The organism is Pontibacter sp. 13R65 (assembly GCF_047525655.1).
Taxonomy (GTDB): domain Bacteria; phylum Bacteroidota; class Bacteroidia; order Cytophagales; family Hymenobacteraceae; genus Pontibacter.
In genome coordinates this window covers 221,170-239,019 of record NZ_JBLIQL010000004.1, presented here as the reverse complement: position 1 = coordinate 239,019, position 17,850 = coordinate 221,170, and the positions used below count along the sequence as shown (strand labels likewise).

Annotated in this window: 14 protein-coding genes; 2 read left to right on the top strand and 12 right to left on the bottom strand. The window is 48.3% G+C overall.

Going from position 1 to position 17,850, the window contains the following annotated elements:
* Nucleotides 1-34: 34 nt before the first annotated feature.
* From ACMA1I_RS07060 to lon, 11 genes are all read right to left on the bottom strand, one after another.
* The gene (locus tag ACMA1I_RS07060) at nt 35-409 is read right to left on the bottom strand and encodes a response regulator (RefSeq protein WP_337067593.1); all 375 of its coding nucleotides are present in this window, start codon (nt 407-409) and stop codon (nt 35-37) included.
* A 219-nt stretch (nt 410-628) separates the two neighbouring features.
* Nucleotides 629-3,379, bottom strand: a complete 2,751-nt coding sequence (locus tag ACMA1I_RS07055) for a sensor histidine kinase (protein WP_337067592.1) — start codon at nt 3,377-3,379, stop codon at nt 629-631.
* A gap of 9 nt (nt 3,380-3,388) precedes the next feature.
* Nucleotides 3,389-3,601, bottom strand: coding sequence for a hypothetical protein (locus ACMA1I_RS07050; RefSeq protein WP_337067591.1), 213 nt, complete (start codon nt 3,599-3,601; stop codon nt 3,389-3,391).
* A 174-nt stretch (nt 3,602-3,775) separates the two neighbouring features.
* The gene (locus ACMA1I_RS07045; RefSeq protein ID WP_337067590.1) at nt 3,776-5,470 is read right to left on the bottom strand and encodes a sodium:solute symporter family protein; all 1,695 of its coding nucleotides are present in this window, start codon (nt 5,468-5,470) and stop codon (nt 3,776-3,778) included.
* A 28-nt stretch (nt 5,471-5,498) separates the two neighbouring features.
* The gene (locus tag ACMA1I_RS07040; RefSeq protein WP_337067589.1) at nt 5,499-5,762 is read right to left on the bottom strand and encodes a DUF4212 domain-containing protein; all 264 of its coding nucleotides are present in this window, start codon (nt 5,760-5,762) and stop codon (nt 5,499-5,501) included.
* Nucleotides 5,763-6,010: 248 nt separating this feature from the next.
* Entirely contained in the window at nt 6,011-6,430 is a 420-nt protein-coding gene (locus ACMA1I_RS07035; protein WP_337067588.1) for a transposase-like zinc-binding domain-containing protein, read from the bottom strand.
* 318 nt (nt 6,431-6,748) lie between these two features.
* Entirely contained in the window at nt 6,749-7,477 is a 729-nt protein-coding gene (locus tag ACMA1I_RS07030) for an SDR family NAD(P)-dependent oxidoreductase (RefSeq protein ID WP_337067587.1), read from the bottom strand.
* 71 nt (nt 7,478-7,548) lie between these two features.
* Entirely contained in the window at nt 7,549-7,824 is a 276-nt protein-coding gene (locus ACMA1I_RS07025; RefSeq protein WP_337067586.1) for a hypothetical protein, read from the bottom strand.
* 429 nt (nt 7,825-8,253) lie between these two features.
* On the bottom strand, nt 8,254-9,645 hold the full coding sequence (hslU, locus tag ACMA1I_RS07020; RefSeq protein ID WP_337067585.1) for an ATP-dependent protease ATPase subunit HslU: 1,392 nt from the start codon (nt 9,643-9,645) through the stop codon (nt 8,254-8,256).
* A gap of 55 nt (nt 9,646-9,700) precedes the next feature.
* Complete coding sequence (gene porQ, locus ACMA1I_RS07015; protein ID WP_337067584.1) at nt 9,701-10,747, bottom strand: type IX secretion system protein PorQ; 1,047 nt, start codon at nt 10,745-10,747, stop codon at nt 9,701-9,703.
* A gap of 333 nt (nt 10,748-11,080) precedes the next feature.
* Nucleotides 11,081-13,567: an endopeptidase La gene (lon, locus tag ACMA1I_RS07010; RefSeq protein WP_414703877.1), complete on the bottom strand. Its 2,487-nt coding sequence runs from the start codon at nt 13,565-13,567 to the stop codon at nt 11,081-11,083.
* A 480-nt stretch (nt 13,568-14,047) separates the two neighbouring features.
* Between lon and ACMA1I_RS07005 the strand changes: the two genes are divergently transcribed.
* Nucleotides 14,048-16,024 (top strand): OmpA family protein, encoded by a 1,977-nt coding sequence (locus tag ACMA1I_RS07005; protein ID WP_337067582.1) that lies wholly within the window; start codon nt 14,048-14,050, stop codon nt 16,022-16,024.
* 95 nt (nt 16,025-16,119) lie between these two features.
* Nucleotides 16,120-16,860, top strand: coding sequence for a DUF4184 family protein (locus ACMA1I_RS07000; RefSeq protein ID WP_337067581.1), 741 nt, complete (start codon nt 16,120-16,122; stop codon nt 16,858-16,860).
* 178 nt (nt 16,861-17,038) lie between these two features.
* Here the strand turns inward: ACMA1I_RS07000 and surE are convergent, their stop codons facing one another.
* The gene (gene surE / locus ACMA1I_RS06995) at nt 17,039-17,764 is read right to left on the bottom strand and encodes a 5'/3'-nucleotidase SurE (protein ID WP_337067580.1); all 726 of its coding nucleotides are present in this window, start codon (nt 17,762-17,764) and stop codon (nt 17,039-17,041) included.
* Nucleotides 17,765-17,850: the final 86 nt, after the last annotated feature.

Here is a 17,850-nt window from a genome sequence, read left to right as displayed (position 1 = left end):
ACCTTTAGTTGTTTGTTTATCTTCTAAAGAGATTTCATTTTACTAGTTGCTTTACTTTATCTACGAGTAACCTGGTAGAAAATGGTTTAGGTAAGTATAAATCTGCACCAGCCTCGTAGGCGCTTTTAATATCTTCTTCTTTTGTCTTAGCACTGATAATGATGACTTTAGTAAAGTCCATTCCTTCTTTTCGCCGCAGGTAACGGCACACTTCGTAGCCATCCACATCGGGCATCATCAGGTCCAGTATTACCACCTGTGGCTGCTCTTTGTCGATACTCTCCATAGCCTCAGTACCGTTGCGGGCAATAAATACATGATAGCCACTTTTGCGCATCAGAAACTCCAGCGACATCAGAATCCCGGGCTCATCATCCACAATCAGTACTTTCAACTTCTCATTCTCCATAAACTATCTTGCTAGTGTTTGCTACATCTAGGGAACCAGACCCTGAGCCTCGCAAGCAGTAAAACGCCTCCGGAAGGCCATTTTCATTTAAATAATTTGCTTCGGGCTATACCTTTCTGGTTTCCCCCAACTGGCTCTGCTATATACAGAATGTAAGCAGCAATTATTCTAATCAAATACCCTTTCCAGGCACTTTCTCGCTGTTTTTGGACTAAGGGCTTATGCCTCCTCAAACGAACTCTTTTGTTTCTGCTGCACCTCCTCCACGGGCACCTCAAATATAAAAGTGGCCCCCTGCCCCGGCTCGCTCTCCACCCATAGCCTCCCGTGGTGCGACTCTATTATTTTTCTGCTGATGGCAAGGCCAAGGCCACTGCCTTCGGGTTTGCGGGTAGTTTGGTGGCGCGCCTGGTAAAACTTGTCGAATATTTGCTGCTGGTCTGCCAGGTTAATGCCTTTACCATTGTCGGCCACACTTATGCGCAATACTCCCGGAGCAGTTTCCCCGGTTACTACAATCCTGCCTACGCCACTGCTACAGAACTTTATGGCATTAGAGATCAGGTTCACGAGCACCTGCACCAGCCGGTCGTGGTTGGCAGCCAGCAGGGGCAGGTCCGGCGGCAAGTTTGTTGCCAGGTGTATCTGCTTTTCCTGGGCCAGTTGCTGCAGTGCCGCTACTGCCTCAGCCACCACCTGCTGCGGCTGCACCGGCACCAGCTGCAGCTCCTGCCTCCCCGACTCGAACCACTCCAGGTCCAGTACCTGTGTAATCAGCCGCCCCAGCCGCTCGGTCTCAGTTACGATGGTTTTCAGAAAGGCCTCCTGCTCTTCGCGCTCCAGATCGGGGTTGTCGTACAGAATCTCAGATAGCGCCCTAATAGAAGTAAGCGGTGTGCGCAACTCGTGCGTTACAGTGGTCAGAAACTCGTCTTTCAGTTCATCGGCCTCCTGTAGTCGCTGGTTGCTGGCCTGCAGTTGGGCAGTGGCTTGTTGCAGCTCCAGCGATGTTTGCCGCAGTTCCTTGTTCATAGAAATCAGCTGTTGCGATTCCTTTAAAATATCCAGCACTTCCTCAATGCTGATTTCTTCTGCCTTGGCAACAGAGCCTACCAGTATATGCGCCGCCGACGAACCAATAACGCCAGCTAAAAGTGTTTCGGCATAGGTAACCAGCTTAGGATCGGCTTTGCCATCTGCACTGGCTGGCCCAGGGTATTGTGCGGCATAGGCATCAAGGGCCTCCTGCGCCCGCTGCTCTCCCAGAAACTTGGTTATCAGTGACCTGATATCCGGAATATAAGCCGTTCCCTTCCATACAATAGAAGACTCGAAGACAGAAGAATATTTAAAAATATCGACAAAAACCTCGGCTTGGTTGCGCTCTTTAGACGTTTGCCGCCCCACCAGCGACAGCCCCACATACAAGCCCAGATTCAGAAACATGCTCCAGAACATGGCGTGCGATATATAATCCATGCCTTCGAGGCCGAAAAGCGCAAACGGCTTTAGCCAGGGCAGCCCCCATAGGCCCTCTGTGAGCAAGCTAACCGGCAACAGGTTTGCCCCCACCACCGATGGCACCACCAGTGTATAAAACCAGATGAGGAAACCAGCCACAATACCAGCCAGTGCGCCATTTCGGGTGCCTTCTTTCCAGAAAATACCTCCAATTACAGCCGGAGCAAACTGCGCCACCGCCACAAACGACACCAGCCCAATTTCTACCAGCGAGTAATGCTCCCCCACCAATTTATAATACAGGTAAGCCAGCAAAAGCACCAGCAGAATACTTAGCCGGCGCGAGTAGAGCAGCAGGGTCTGGAAGCTGCCACTGCTGCTGTTGCGCTGAACAGGAGACGCTACCAGCACCGGCATAAGCAGGTTATTGCTGATCATAACGCTAAGCGCGATGGTAGATACGATCACCATACTGGTAGCGGCAGAAAGGCCACCCAGGTATACCAGCACCGCCAGCAGGTCGTGCCCCTGGCTCATGGGTATGGCCAGCACGTACATGTCTACATCTAGTTGCTGGCTTCCAAAGAGTACATTGCCACCCAGCGCTACGGGCAGCACAAAAATATTGATACAGAACAGGTACAGCGGAAAAAGCCACATGGCCTTGTTCAGGTGCTGCTCGTTTACGTTTTCCACCACGGCCACCTGGAACTGCCGGGGCAAAAACAAAATAGCCAGCATGGAGAGCACCAAGAGCCAGAACCAGTTACCAAAGCCATTGTCGCTATCAAAGGTCATCAGTTCCTGAAAACCCGGCTGCTGACTTGCCTGCTGCAAAATATCGTCGAAGCCATTAAACACGCCATAGGTAACAAAAGCACCGGCCGCTAAAAAAATAACCAGCTTAAACACCGACTCAAATGCAATAGCGGCTACCATGCCCTCGTGCCGCTCCGTTGCCTCCACATGCCGCACGCCGTATACAATGGTAAAAATGGCCAGCGTTACGGCTACAAAAAAGGCAACATCGAGGTAAAAAGGAGTTATAGTAGCCCCCTCTCCACTTGTACCCGTTAAGATAAACAGGCTGCTGGCTATGGCTTTAAGCTGAATGGAGATGTAAGGAATTGTGCCCATAACGCAGATAATCGTTACCACACTGCCCAGCGTGATGCTTTTGCCATAGCGCGAGGCTATAAAATCGGCGATGGTGGTAATGCGTTGTACTTTGCAGATTCGGATGATTTTGCGCAGCACCAGCCACCAGAGCGGCGCCATGAGCGTGGGACCCAGGTAAATAGCCAGAAACTCCAGCCCGGTAGTAGCTGCTCTGCCTATACTGCCGTAGTAGGTCCAGGCGGTACAGTACACTGCCATGGAGAGCGCGTAGATGTATGGGTTACTCACCAGGCTTTTGCCAGCCGCAGAGCGCCTTTCTGCCCACGAAGCCAGCCCGAAGAGCAGCGCCAGGTACAGAAACGAAATACCGATGACCAGCCCGTAACTCATATCTTTAACCTACAACTTTTTCTCTTTGTGCACCTGCCGCTCCACCACTAGCGCAATACAGGTAATACCTGCCAGCCACGCCAGCATCAGGTAGCAGTAGAGCGCCGGAATACCCGCTACTGTCCCACCTGTGTTGAAAACCGATATTACCGGAAAATTCAGCAACACCAGAAACAACACCGAAATAAAGAAGAGCTTGCGTCCTTTCGCTTTATCGTTCATTTATCTTATTCTTACTAAGGCCCTTATCTGAATCACAGATTAAAAAAATTATAGGATTACACAGTTGATAAACCACACTATCAAAAATCCGTGAAATCAGTGTGCTCCTTTTAATCTGTGGTTTAGAACTTACTTAGCCATGCCCGAAATCATTTCTAATTTCTAATTAAAAATTTAATGGTGCACGGTGGCAGCTCCTGCTCCTCTTGGGATCCGGATATCTTCTACCAGCTCCTGAATATGCAACGGAGGTGCCGGCGTAAACCTGGACACAACCGTGCAAACAACGAAGTTTAGCAACATGCCCAGCGTACCTATTCCTTCTGGTGAAATTTTGAAAAGCCAGTTTTCGGGAATGTTAGCGGCCGGATTTATGAACTTAAAGTAGAGGATGTAGCCAATGGTAAAGAGCAGGCCGGTGATCATGCCACAGATGGCGCCCTCTTTGTTCATGCGCGTAGAGAAAATCCCCATAATAATAACAGGGAAGAACGAAGCAGCTGCCAACCCGAAAGCAAAGGCCACCACCTCTGCCACAAAGCCCGGAGGGTTTATGCCAAAGTAACCAGCTACTACCACGGCTGCTGTTGCTGCCACACGTGCCGCCACCAACTCGTGTTTTTCAGAAATGCCGGTCATGATCGATTTTTTGAGCAAATCGTGTGCGATAGACGTGGAGATTACCAGGAGCAGTCCGGCTGCTGTAGAGAGTGCCGCTGCCAGACCACCAGCCGCCACCAGGGCAATAACCCAGTTAGGCAAACGCGCAATCTCGGGGTTGGCCAGCACCATAATGTCTTTATCTATGGTAAGCTCGTTGCGGTCAGCGTCTTTTACATACTGAATCACGCCATCTGCATTTTTATCGTTTACACCAATCAGGCCGGTTTTTTGCCAGTTCCCCACCCACTGCGGCATAGAGTCGATAGGCTGGTTGCTGGTAGTGCTCAACATGTTGTACATCCCGAAGGCTCCTACGGCAGGTGCGGTAGTGTACAAAATGGCAATAAACAGCAGTGCAAAACCAGCAGAGCGTCGGGCATCTTTTACTCTAGGCACTGTAAAGAAGCGCACAATTACGTGCGGCAGGCCAGCGGTACCCACCATAAGGGCAGCCGTAATAAAAAACACATCGATGGTTGCTTTGCTGCCATTGGTGTAGGCTACGAAGCCAAGCTCTGTGAGCAAGCCATCAAGCCGGTCGAGCAGGTAACCGTTGCCATCAGTCAGTTCGCTGCCAAGCCCGATTTGTGGAATAGGGTTACCGGTGAGCATAATGGAAATAAAGATGGCAGGCACCATATACGCGAAAATAAGCACGCAAAATTGTGCTACCTGCGTATAAGTAATGCCTTTCATACCGCCCAATACGGCATAAAAAAGCACGATAATCATTCCGATAATTACCCCAGTTTCTATCTCTACTTCCAGAAAGCGTGAGAACACAATGCCGACACCACGCATTTGCCCGGCCACATAGGTAAAGGAAATAAAGATGGCACAGATAACGGCCACCAGTCGGGCAGTTTTGGAGTAGTAGCGGTCGCCAACGAAATCGGGGACGGTAAACTTGCCGAACTTGCGCAGGTACGGGGCCAGCAGCAAAGCCAGCAGCACATAGCCACCTGTCCAGCCCATCAGGTACACCGAGCCATCGTAGCCCATAAACGAAATGAGGCCCGCCATAGAAATAAACGAAGCAGCCGACATCCAGTCAGCTGCGGTAGCCAGGCCATTGGCAAGCGGTGACACCCCGCCTCCTGCCACATAAAACTCTTTGGTAGATCCGGCTCTTGACCAGATAGCGATACCGATATAAATAGCAAATGTAATCCCGACGATAATGTAGGTCCAGGTTAAGATTCCCATGGTGCTGTCTTTTTTGCTGCGTTAAAAATTATTCTTCGTGCACATCAAACTCACGGTCGAGCCTGTTCATGAGCCACACATATACAAATATGATGATCACAAAAGCGTAGATGGAGCCCTGCTGTGCAAACCAGAAACCTAATTTAAAGCCGCCAAACCGAAACTGGTTTAGCTCCTCCACGAGCAAAATGCCGCACACGAACGACACTAAAAACCAGATGCTGAGCAGCACGAACAGGATTCTGACATTGCGACGCCAATACTCCTTCATTTTCTCTTTGTTATTATCCATTTTTTAGATGCTAGATGTTAAACTTAGAAAAGGTGAAGCAGCAGCAAAACACGAATTAAATGTAGAGGTGGCGTTTTGGTGAACAGTTGCTGCTTTGCCAGAAATCTGAGGGTAAGTATAGAGAGCTTTGGAAATAAAGTCTAACTCTGCGTATATATTTGCTAAAAAACTATAGTTGCAGGATGTATAGAGAAATAATAAGGAGCAGAAGAATGAGGAGAGCAGCTTACACGGCAGCCATGTATTAGCTACTCTTTAAAGCGTTTCCACTTAATCATCATGTATTTGTCGCCGAGCTCAGTTATCATCATGCCAGCTCCTTTTAGGTTCTCTGCTGACTGCAGATGGGCTACAAGCTCACTGTGGCTGAGGACTTTGTAAGAAGGGTGATACTCTGTTTGCTCCGGTTGCTTTACCTTGTACTTGCGTACCCAGTTCATAACCGATACATGACTAACCCCCAAGATGCGCTCTATCTCGCGGTAGCTGACGCCCTCTATGTAAAGCTGTAAAGCCTTGGTTACATAGTAACTATCTATGTTCTTGCCGAGTTTACTTACCGTAAAATAGTAGCCACACTTTTTGCAACGATACCGCTGCCTTTCGTTTATAATACCACTTTTCACGACTTGTTGCGCTTCGCAGCGGGGGCATAAAGGGTGCTTCATGAGAAAATCAAAGGATATACTTCTAACTTACATTTGTTAGTGATTTCATATACCAAATTAGCATATATATATTATTTTAGCAAAAAACATTCTATTGAGCCAATGTTATCTTCAAAGCTAATATTATTTATGAATTATTCTAATGGAAATAGCCTCTCAGAGCTGATTTTGCTGTCCTCATTCTAAGGGCTAAACCTGAGTATGAGCTTATAAGATTCCAGCCAACAAAAAAGCACCACTTCTCAGCAGTGCTTTTTTGTTCCGGATGCGCTTTCTGCTCTTAAAACACAGTAGCAGGCCTGGCATAATCGGGTTTAGCTACATATCCCGGACCGACAAAATGATATCGTGGTATTTATCAGTTTCGTTCAGGAATTTTACGACTTTACGTCCCACTGCCTCCGGCGTAGAAAGCTCTCCGCTTGCTTTGTACTGCCTGAATTTTTCTACGGCGCTAAATTGCGTCGCATTCGATTCCCTTATCTGCTCCTGCATGGCTGTGTCTACCACGCCCGGCGATAGAGAAAACACCTTTACCTTGGCATGTCGAGCCTCCTGCTCTTTTTGCACCGTAAGGGAGAGCATGTCGAGGGCGGCTTTGGAGGCGCAGTAGGCAGCCCAACCGTCAATAGGATACTTGCCTGCTCCTGAACTTATGTTTACAATTACTTTAGGGCAAGGCAGCTTGTGGTATACCTGCAGAAATGTATTGATGAGCATGGCAGGCACTACCACGTTTACATCCATTACAAATTTAAAGAGGTCGTTTGGCAGTTGCTCCCCCACATAGCCGATGTCGCCCAGTACTCCTGCGTTATTAAGGAGCACCAGCCGGTCAGCATCTTTCAGGGGGGTAAAAATCTTTTGCAGGTTGTGCTCCACCCCTTCCAGGTCCGAAAAGTCGAGTGGCTGAAAACGGTAGTTCGGGTGTTCAATGCTGTTTGTTCTGGATACTCCAATTACATAGTTGCTGGCATCCTGCAAGAGTTCTTCTGCTATGGCCTTGCCTATGCCTTTGCTTGCTCCTGTTATAATGTAGTAGTTCATGCTGCTAATTTATGGATCGGTAAATTATTTCGTACGGAGGATGGCGCCTTGCAGATGCTTTTGCAGCGCAGCTACTTTTTTATCCTGGCATCCAGGTAAATCAATATTACGAAACAGAGAAGCAAGAGCAAAGCCAGGGACAGCAAAAAACCTGCTATAGCTGCCTTCGAAAAATAAAGAGTGCCAAGTGAGGCAAATGCTACCGCTACCTGTGCCGCTGATATTTTCCTGATCTGGTCAGCCTGGTCGTCTTGCCCATTCACAGCCCGGTATACAGCCAACAGCAACAGCAGGTAACTGGCTGTTAGCAAAAGTAGCAACCATATGTCTGGTAAGGTGGTGGGCATGGCGCAGGGGCACAAAAAATAAGGCTTAACTCATAGTAGTACGTGGCAAAACAGCTCCGGGTATAGCATTGGACAGGGCCAAAAGCCTGGGCTATAAATTGCGCAAAAAGCCTCTGGAAGGCCCTTTCCATTAGAAAGATCTGATTGTTGATTGTTTGTTATTTGCTAATTGGTGAGTAGCTACTCTACATTTTATACACGAAGCAACAAAACAAAAATTTGAAAGTGTATTTCCGTTACCAGCGAAATCGCACGCCTGCTGTTTCAGTGGCTTCTCCTCTATTTTGGATCATCCTCCTGCCTGAGCTACAGGTTTGGCAGCACTGGAAAAACAAAAACAGGAGCCCTTGCCACAGCAAAAGCTCCTGTCTTCTACAGGCGAAAGCAGAAAAATCAACTTTCTAACCTTCTAACTCTCTAACTTTAAACTTATAGAATATACTGGCTCAAGTCACGATTACGAACCATATCAGATAATCTATCTAGTACCATTTCGCGGGTTACCAGAATTTTGGCGTTGGCTCCGATTTTATCCGGCACATCGAAAAGGATCTCGTTTAGTAAACGGCTCATCACCGTATGCAGCCTGCGGGCACCAATGTTCTCTACTTCGGCGTTTACTTCAAAGGCAATAGAAGCTATTTCGTCGAGTGCTTCGTCGGCGAAAGTCAGCTCTACTTCTTCTGCAGCCAACAAGGCCACATATTGTTTTGTAAGCGCGTTTTTCGGGAATTTCAGAATCTGGTAGAAATCTTCTTTGGTAAGGCTTTGCAGCTCCACTCGTATCGGGAAACGGCCCTGTAACTCCGGAATCAGGTCGGATGGTTTAGCCACGTGAAACGCACCTGCCGCAATAAACAAAATATGATCGGTATTGATAACGCCGTATTTAGTGTTCACGGCGCTGCCCTCTACAATCGGAAGCAGGTCGCGCTGCACACCTTCGCGGCTCACATCGGGGCCACCGCTCTTCTTGCTGGAGCTGGCCACTTTGTCGATCTCATCAATAAAGATTACGCCTGCGTTTTCTGCCTTAAAAATAGCCTCTTCCTTCACTTCATCCATGTCGATGAGCTTAGCGGCTTCTTCTTCGAGCAAAATCTTGCGGGCTTCGGCTATAGTTACTTTGCGCTTCTTGGTCTTTTTGGGCATCATGCCGCTGATCATCTCCTGGATGTTCATCATAGAAGCTTCGTCCATGCCGGGACCCATTACGCCCACACCTGGCAGAGCGCTCTGCTGCACCCTGATCTCTATTTTTCGATCCTCGAGTTCACCGTTGCGGATTTTTTCTCTGAATTTTTCGCGGGTACGCTCGTTTAGCTCATAATCGGTGTCGGGCATGGTGTTGGTGTCGGAGCTGAAAGACACAGGAGCCGAGCCGCGGCTCTGGATCGGCGGAATGAGCGCATCCAGAATGATGTCTTCTACCACTTCGGCTGCTTTCTGTTTTACTTCTTCTTTTTTGGCAGCCTTTACCATGTTCACCGATTGCTCTACCAGGTCGCGCACCATGCTCTCCACATCGCGACCCACGTAGCCAACTTCCGTAAATTTAGAGGCTTCTACTTTGGTGAAAGGAGCATCGGCAATTTTTGCCAGGCGGCGGGCGATTTCTGTTTTACCCACACCTGTTGCGCCAATCATAAGAATGTTGTTAGGCACTATTTCACGCCTGATGCTTTCGTCGGCATTCATTCTGCGCCATCGGTTACGCAGCGCAATGGCTACATTTCGTTTGGCATCTTTCTGACCTATAATATATTTATCCAGCTCCTCTACAATCTGGGCCGGGGTTAAGTGTTCTAAGGACTCTAACATTTCAATTGGTTGTTAATTTGAAATCTCATTTAATGTCATGGGCTACAGTTGCCCGTTAGCTGCTCTTCCGCTTCAGGAAGGTGCTGGTATTGGTGCTTACGGTAATGTAGTGGCTCCCGCCCGATGGGTGAAAAAAGGCTGCTCCATAGTTTAGCTCAAAGCTGCGCACTCTTAACATCGCTCCCAACGACAGGCCTGCTCCTCCCGAAGCCGTATCGAGCCGAAGCTCCTTGCGGCGTAGATGGTTATACCCCGCCCGTAACTGAAAGTTTTTGCTGAAGACGAATTCCGCACCTGCCACAAAATGGCGCGCAATTTTATCGCCCAGCTTTTTCTCCTCTTTTATCTCCTGCCCATTCTCATCCAGCGGCCCCCGCTCATTCGGGTCGAGGTACACAATGTCGAACTGGTAGAGCCGGTGCGCCGTTAGCGATAACCGCACCGGCATGTGCTCCGGCTTGTAACTCAGGCCCAGTTGCGCATCGAATGGCATGGGCTGCCGCTCTCCTCCGTCAAAGGCTTTTACCTGGTAGCCCACATTTTTAAATGCAAGGCCAACTGTAAAATCCTCTTCCGGGTGTTTAAAAGAGCCGCCCACATCTGCTAGCAAGCCAACAGCCTGGTTGCCTGCCATACTCGAAACAGCCACTTTTAAGGTGGCGCCAACTGTAAAAGCCTCCGCCTGCCGCGCATGGCTAATGCTGAGGTTATAATCATTTACAGAGAAAGTACCCAGTTGCATGCCGTTGGCATCGCGGTGAATAAAGTCGCCGTAGTTTATATAATTTACTGCCACAGCATAGCGGCCAAACCGTTCGTTATGAAAGGCATAAGCCAGGTTGCTGTGTTTGATATCGGCCAGGTAGCCTGTATAGTTCAACGAGAGCTGGTTATCCATTTCGGCGTTGAGCAAACCAGGGTTAGCCGCCACCATGTTTACATCGTGGCTCCAGGAGCTGACGTTTATCCCACCCAGTGCTGCGAGTTTTGCATTGGAGGGTAATTCCAGAAAAGAAAAGCTCCGCTGCCCTCCTATCTGTGCATCTACTCCCGAAACAAATCCCAGGAACATGGCGATACATGCAATTACTCTTTTTACCATGCCTCAAGATAAGCAGCTCTTCTTTAATTGTTAAATTGTAAGATGGCTAAATTGCTCTTCCTTTATAAACAGATAGGCTAAAGCCTGCCTCCTCGGCAAATTATTCTAATGAAAATGGCCTTCCGGAGGCATTTTTACCTTTAAGAGCATTGGCCTGCTGGTAAACTGAAGTACCTATCACGGAAACTTCAGCAAATAGCCACCAGCTTTCTAAAGACAACGTAGAAAACCGGAATTTCTGATACACTACCCTCGCCTGCTCTTCATAGTAGCTCCATCATTTACAATAGAAAGCAAGCTACTTCTGTGAAAGCCAGCAAAAAGCGTTGTAATTTACTCCGCAACCGGCTTCTCTTCTGTTACAGTGAGCTTGAGCGGGTATTTCACTTTTTCTTTCAGCAGTGCGATCTTCACCACATCATCCACCCTGTCTACATAGTGTATTTTCAGGCCTTTGATGTAGTTCTCCGGAATTTCGTTAATGTCTTTGCGGTTCTTCTGGCACAGAATAACATCGGTAATACCGGCGCGGCGCGCCGCCAGTATTTTTTCTTTAATGCCACCTACAGGCAGCACTTTGCCACGAAGCGTAATTTCACCCGTCATGGCCAGACGAGGGCGAACCTTGCGTTGCGTAAACACTGAGGCAATAGAGGTAAAGATGGCAATACCAGCCGACGGACCGTCTTTTGGTACAGCTCCTTCCGGGAAGTGAATATGCAGGTCGTATTGGTCGAACAGTCTGTAATCGATGTCCAGTAGTTCAGCATGTGCTTTTAGGTAAGAAATGGCCGTCATAGCCGATTCCTTCATCACATCGCCTAACTGACCTGATAAAGTAAGCTTGCCTTTGCCTTTGCTCAGGATAGACTCTATAAACAGAATATCACCGCCCACTGATGTCCAGGCTAGGCCAGTTACCACACCAGCAGTGTCTATGTCCTGATAAATTTCCTTGTCGAAGATTTCGGAGCCTAAAATTTTCACCACGTCTTCAGGCTTGATGGTAGGTGTAAACTCTTCCTCCATCGCCTTTAGCTTAGCCGTGTTCCGAACCAGTTGCCCGATTTTCCGTTCCAGGCTACGCACCCCCGACTCACGAGTATAGTCTTCTATAACTTTCTGGATGGTGGCCTTTGGCACCTTCACGTCTTCTTCCTGCAAACCGTGTTCGCTTACCTGCTTCGGTACCAGGTGCCGTTTGGCTATTTCAGTTTTCTCCTCCAGCGTGTAACCGGTCAGTTCAATTATCTCCATCCGGTCGCGCAGGGCAGGCTGAATGGTGTCGAGGGAGTTGGCGGTGGCAATAAAGAGCACCTTCGAGAGGTCGTACTCCACATCCAGGTAATTATCGAGGAAGGTATGGTTCTGCTCCGGGTCCAGTACCTCGAGCAAAGCCGAAGAAGGATCGCCTCGAAAATCAGAGGCCAGCTTGTCAATCTCGTCCAGAATGATGACAGGATTAGAAGAACCTATCTTTTTGATCTGGTTGATGATTTTGCCAGGCATGGCACCCACATAGGTACGGCGGTGCCCCCGAATCTCTGCCTCATCGCGCACACCACCTAATGACATCCTGACATACTCACGGCCCAATGCCTTGGCAACCGAACGGCCCAGCGACGTTTTACCCACGCCCGGAGGTCCGTACAGGCACAGGATCGGAGCCTTCATGTCTTGCTTCAGCTTTAGCACCGCCAGGTATTCTATAATCCTGTCCTTCACCTTCTCAAGGCCATAATGGTCAGCATCCAGAATCTTTTTGGTGCGCTTCAGGTTAAAATTGTCTTTAGTATACTCGTTCCAGGGCAGGTCAAGCAAAAACTCCAGGTAGTTTACTGCTACCGGGTACTCCGCCGCCTGCGGGTTTACGCGTGCGAGCCGTTCAATTTCTTTGTTAAAGTGCTTGGCTACAGCCTCTGGCCATTTCTTTTTGGCAGCCCGCTCTCTAAACCGCGCAATTTCCTGATCGGGTCCCTCCTGGCCTAATTCATCCTGCAGCACCTTTATTTGCTGACGCAGAAAATAGTCGCGCTGCTGTTGGTCTATATCAGTATGTACTTTGGTATGGATTTCCTGCTTGAGCTCCAGAAGCTGAATTTCGCGGAGCATAAGCTCGAGCAGCTGCGTGCCACGCTCTGCTCCATCGTTAACCTCCAGAAGCTGCTGCTTTTGAGCCACTTCCACGTTCAGATTCGACGACAGGAAATGCGTCAGAAAGCTAGGGCTATCAATGTTATCAAGGGCCACCTGCGCCTCCTGCGGTATTTCCGGGCTTAGCTTCAGCATTTTAGCCGCCGCATCTTTCAACGACTGCACCAGAGCCTTTACCTCTTTGCTTTTTTTGTTCGGGAAGGTTTCGGTGCAATAGCTGATGCGGGCCTGCAGATACGGGTCTTCCTGGGTAATTTCTTCTACCTTAAAACGGCTTTGCCCTTGTATGATAATAGTGGTGTTACCATCGGGCAGCACCAGCATTTTCAGGATTCTAGCAACAGTGCCTACCTCAAACAGATCTTCGGGTGCAGGCTCGTCGCTTGTCATGTTTTTCTGGGCCACAACACCAATGGTTTTGTCGCCCTTATGTGCTTTGCGCACCAGCCTCACCGATTTTTTTCGGCTTACCGTAATAGGCAGCACTACGCCCGGAAACAGCACTGTGTTTCGGACAGCTAAAATAGGCAGCTCATCAGGTAAATCTTCGGTAGATATATTTTCATCCGGATCCAATGTGATAATTGGAATCATGTCATCATTTTCTTCTCCGGTGATATCGCTCATTAAAAGCTGGTGTAAAAAGTTATTAGAGTTATATGTCATAAGTCAGATTAGTGCCAGTTTGACAGAAACAAGCAGCAGATAGCTTTTTCTCTTTGTAGTACGTGTATAGTCAAGACCTGTGCCAAGCCCACATTTTCTTTCTTTTATTCAAGAAAGAAAGATCATTTAATTTTCTGTCCTGCTTTAAAGAAAACTTATTAGCGGCGAATTCAGCTTAATTTCCTTCGTGTAACATGTTGCTCCAGGCAATGTTTAAGTGCCTTTTGAAGTAGCAGCATAAAATTACTTCGTACTGCTTATAATGCCCTGGCTTCTGTTTATTTTGTTTCAGCAGGCGGCTGCGCGACTTCTTTCATTTTTTGCAGCCATCATTGTTCCGTCTATCCGTCGAGGCCAGCATACAAGCATGGTAGAGATCTTCAATTCATCAAAAATAAATACCTGAAGAGTGATTTTTGTTACTAAATTTATTTACTTAAAAACAATATCTTTGAGCTGATAGTAAAATCACCTGGGTTAATGAAGTACAATTCCCTTTTCGGGTTCTTTTTGTGTTTTTTTCTGTTGCCATTCCTCAGCACCGGCCAATACCAGCATGTCCCGCTGGATTCTGCTCATCCCAAAGTTCGCAAAACCACTCCCTCTGTTGGTTTTCAACTGCAATTTCCTAATATAAATATTATTCCGTATTACAGCAATCGCAAGCTACTGGCTACCATAGAGAAACTTGAGAAGCGAAAACAATACGAACAGGTACAGCCATTACTGGAAAAATATGTCAATAACTTTGGCATCGAAAACTTTTACAAAGATACGCACCTGCTCTGGCGGCTAGGGCAACTGTACGAACGACAAGGGCAAAAAGAAAAAGCCATTGCCATGTTCAGGCTCGTGCTGAAGCACCACCGATCTGATGCACGCCGGGTGCAATCTTACTACGACTCGCTGGAGCAAAACACCAAAGATTTTTACGTGCCTCTCGATTATTACTACGAGCTGGTAGAGTACCGCAAAAAGATTACTACGTTTAAGCCGCCAAAAGGTGTTTACCTGAACATGGGTAACGCCATAAACTCGCCTTACGAAGACTACGGCCCCGCCCTCAGCAAAGACAATGAACTGCTCATATTCACCTCCAAGCGCAACATACAGGGCATACACGGCAAGTCGAACGAAGACTTGTATTACTCTGCTCTTGTAAATGGACATTGGCAGGAAGCCAAGGCGTTTGGCAAGCCTATTAACAGCATTTATAACGAAGGATCGGCCTGCTTAACCCGCGACGGCAAAACTATGTACTTTGCCCGTTGCGAAGCCCCCGATGGTCTGGGCAACTGCGATATTTACTCGGCCACCTTGCAGCCCGATGGCACCTGGGGTCAGATTAAAAACCTGGGAGCCAACGTAAACAGCTACGCCTGGGACTCGCAACCCAGTCTCTCTACTACAGAAGACACGCTCTACTTTGCCTCCGATCGGCTCGGTGGCTTTGGCCTCTCCGACATTTACTACACCTACAAACGTAAAAGTGGCGACTGGGCTCCGGCCAAAAACATGGGCCCTGTTATCAACACCCGCGAAAGTGAGGTAAGCCCGTTTTACCACCCACTGTACCAGGTGCTGTACTTTAGCTCCCGAGGGCAGCTGTTTAACTTTGGCGACTTCGATATTTACAAAACCTACAAAGTAGACGGAAAATGGCAGGAGCCGCTAAATATTGGGCCGCTGGTAAACGGCAAAGGCAGCGAGTACTATTTTACTATAGATGCGGACTCTAAAAACCTGTATTACGCCCGCTCAGAAGCCAACCACCTCGATAACCTGGATCTGTTCTCGTTCCCGCTGCCCATGGAGGCACACCCGCTTGCCGTTACCAAAGTAGAGGGTACGCTTGTCGATTCAGTTACGCAAAAGCCGCTATCAGGCGTTATTTCTGTAATCGATCTGGATAATGGCATCGAGATTTCATCTAAATACATTCGACCAGATGGTTCTTTTGAATTCAATCTGATCGACCATTCCCGTTACATGATTATTATTCAGAGCCCGGACTTTTTTACCATAGAGCGGGAACTGTCGCTGCAGAACGACACCTCACTGCAAGTAATGACGACGCTGATCGACTACAACATTCCGCTGGTGTTCGAGAACATAGAATTCGACCCCATGGAATCGGATATAAAGCCGGAAATGGAACCCATTCTGGATGAAGTAGCCTTTTTCCTGATAGACCACCCCACTTACCTGCTCGAAATTTCCGGCCACACCGACAGCGCCGGAAATCCTGATTTTAACCAGGAGCTCTCTCAGGATCGGGCCAATGCCATACGCCGCTACATAGAGCAGAAAGTGAACCTGGAGGAGGGCCGCATCATCGCTATCGGCTATGGCAGCAGCAAACCTCTCCGTGAAGAAAAAACCGAGGAAGACAAGCGCATAAACCGGCGCGTAGAGTTCAGAGTAGAGAAACCAGATAAGCCCAAACAAGGTAAGTAATTTCAGAGCAGCAGGAACCAGACTGTTGGCCAGTTTATTCTGAAGGGTTTGGTACAGAAAACATCTGCTTTACTACCTTAAACAAAATCTCTGTTATGCCCTTTACTGCTGCGCACCCAGCCATTATTTTGCCTCTGCTCAAATTGCGTTCCCGATGGTTTTCCACCACCGGCCTGGTGTTGGGCAGCGTGGCACCAGATTTTGAATATTTCTTCAGGCTTCGGATTGTAAGTAAGCATAGCCACGAGCTTTCAGGCATTTTACTGTTTAATGTGCCGGTAACATTTCTGCTGGCAATTCTCTTTCATTCTGTGGTGCGCGACATGGCTAAACAGCACCTCCCTCACTGGCTGCGTAGCAGAGCACTGGCCGTGCGCGAACTAAACTGGCTGCAATACCTCCGCAAGCACTGGCTCGTTTTTCTGGTATCTGCTGCCATTGGAGCTGCCTCGCATGTGTTCTGGGATGGCTTTACACACCCCAAAGGCTATTTCGTCGGGCAACTCCCGGTGTTGTTAACCCCTCTTTCGCTTTTCGGGAAAGACATACCCTTATGCCGCATCCTGCAGCATCTTAGCACGGTGGCAGGCGGGCTTCTGCTGTTTTGGTACTGCAAAACGCTGCCAGTCCTTGAACTGCCGAAGAGGGTGTCAAAACAACCGCTTTGGTTTTATTTTTGGATAAAAGTATTTTTAGTGGGCTGTGCTTTTTTGCTCGTTAATGTATTTGCAAGGCCTCACCTGCACCGCACCGTCGATTTTGTGGTTATCTTGATTGGTGGCTGGTTGTTGGCTTTGGTTCTGGCAGGTGTTAAACAGAAGCAGAGCCCAGGTTAGAAACAGCGTTTATAAAAAGTTATCTTCACCTTCCTATAATCCTACTGATACTGGTAGCCAAAGTTCCTTCTTAAAAGAGTACTGCCTAAATTATTCAAATAAAAAAGGCCTTCCAGAAGCCTTTTTTATAGTTGGTAGTGCTGGCCCGTAGGCATGCCTTATTGGTAGACTGTCTCTTTCAAGTTCTTTTTCTTGCTTTTTCCAGCTCCTCATAATTGGTAAGGTCCAGTCGCAGCGGAGTAATAGAAACATAGCCGTGGTCCATGGCATAGCGGTCGGTACCTTCTTCTGTACCTTCCACAGGAATTACCGTAAACCAGAAGTGTTCACGCCCCATAGGGTCTGTACCTGGCACTACTTTGCCATCGTAATGCCGCAACGATTGGCGCGTCCATTGCAGCCCTTTGGCGTTGATCGGAATGTTTACATTCAGCAAGCTAAGATCATTTTGAGGCAGCAACAGTTCCAGACTCTCTCGCACAAATGGCTTTATCAACTCAAAATTAGGCTCGTCGCGGGTAACGGGTGTGCTAAAGGCAATGCCCCTGGTGCCAAACAGGGCAGCCTGCTTGGCCGCTGCCAGAGTACCTGAGTGCCAGGCCGAGTTACCCAGGTTCGTTCCCAGGTTAATTCCCGAAAGTACTACATCTACCTGCTGCTCCCAATGAAACATGCCCATGGCCACACAGTCGGCAGGTGTGCCGTTAACACGGTACGCCTCAAAATTACCAATGGGTGTGGGCTTGTAAGAAAGCGGCCTTGTGGCGGTAATGGCATGTCCCATAGAAGATTGCTCCACATCGGGAGCCACAATACGCACATCGCCGAACTCAGCCGCCACTTCGGCCAGCGCCAAAATTCCCGGACTATAAATTCCATCGTCGTTTGCAATCAATATTCTCATAGCTTCTTTATTAGCAGGTTACTTAACAACTTAGCCGCTCCCTTACACGTTATTTCTGAGCCAGCTTCATCATGATTAAATACTGT

Coding starts and splice junctions, on each gene's coding strand:
- ACMA1I_RS07060 (WP_337067593.1), bottom strand. CDS start 409: ATGGAGAATGAGAAGTTGAAAGTACTGATTGTGGATGATGAGCCCGGG.
- ACMA1I_RS07055 (WP_337067592.1), bottom strand. CDS start 3,379: ATGAGTTACGGGCTGGTCATCGGTATTTCGTTTCTGTACCTGGCGCTG.
- ACMA1I_RS07050 (WP_337067591.1), bottom strand. CDS start 3,601: ATGAACGATAAAGCGAAAGGACGCAAGCTCTTCTTTATTTCGGTGTTG.
- ACMA1I_RS07045 (WP_337067590.1), bottom strand. CDS start 5,470: ATGGGAATCTTAACCTGGACCTACATTATCGTCGGGATTACATTTGCT.
- ACMA1I_RS07040 (WP_337067589.1), bottom strand. CDS start 5,762: ATGGATAATAACAAAGAGAAAATGAAGGAGTATTGGCGTCGCAATGTC.
- ACMA1I_RS07035 (WP_337067588.1), bottom strand. CDS start 6,430: ATGAAGCACCCTTTATGCCCCCGCTGCGAAGCGCAACAAGTCGTGAAA.
- ACMA1I_RS07030 (WP_337067587.1), bottom strand. CDS start 7,477: ATGAACTACTACATTATAACAGGAGCAAGCAAAGGCATAGGCAAGGCC.
- ACMA1I_RS07025 (WP_337067586.1), bottom strand. CDS start 7,824: ATGCCCACCACCTTACCAGACATATGGTTGCTACTTTTGCTAACAGCC.
- hslU (WP_337067585.1), bottom strand. CDS start 9,645: ATGTTAGAGTCCTTAGAACACTTAACCCCGGCCCAGATTGTAGAGGAG.
- porQ (WP_337067584.1), bottom strand. CDS start 10,747: ATGGTAAAAAGAGTAATTGCATGTATCGCCATGTTCCTGGGATTTGTT.
- lon (WP_414703877.1), bottom strand. CDS start 13,567: ATGACATATAACTCTAATAACTTTTTACACCAGCTTTTAATGAGCGAT.
- ACMA1I_RS07005 (WP_337067582.1), top strand. CDS start 14,048: ATGAAGTACAATTCCCTTTTCGGGTTCTTTTTGTGTTTTTTTCTGTTG.
- ACMA1I_RS07000 (WP_337067581.1), top strand. CDS start 16,120: ATGCCCTTTACTGCTGCGCACCCAGCCATTATTTTGCCTCTGCTCAAA.
- surE (WP_337067580.1), bottom strand. CDS start 17,764: ATGAGAATATTGATTGCAAACGACGATGGAATTTATAGTCCGGGAATT.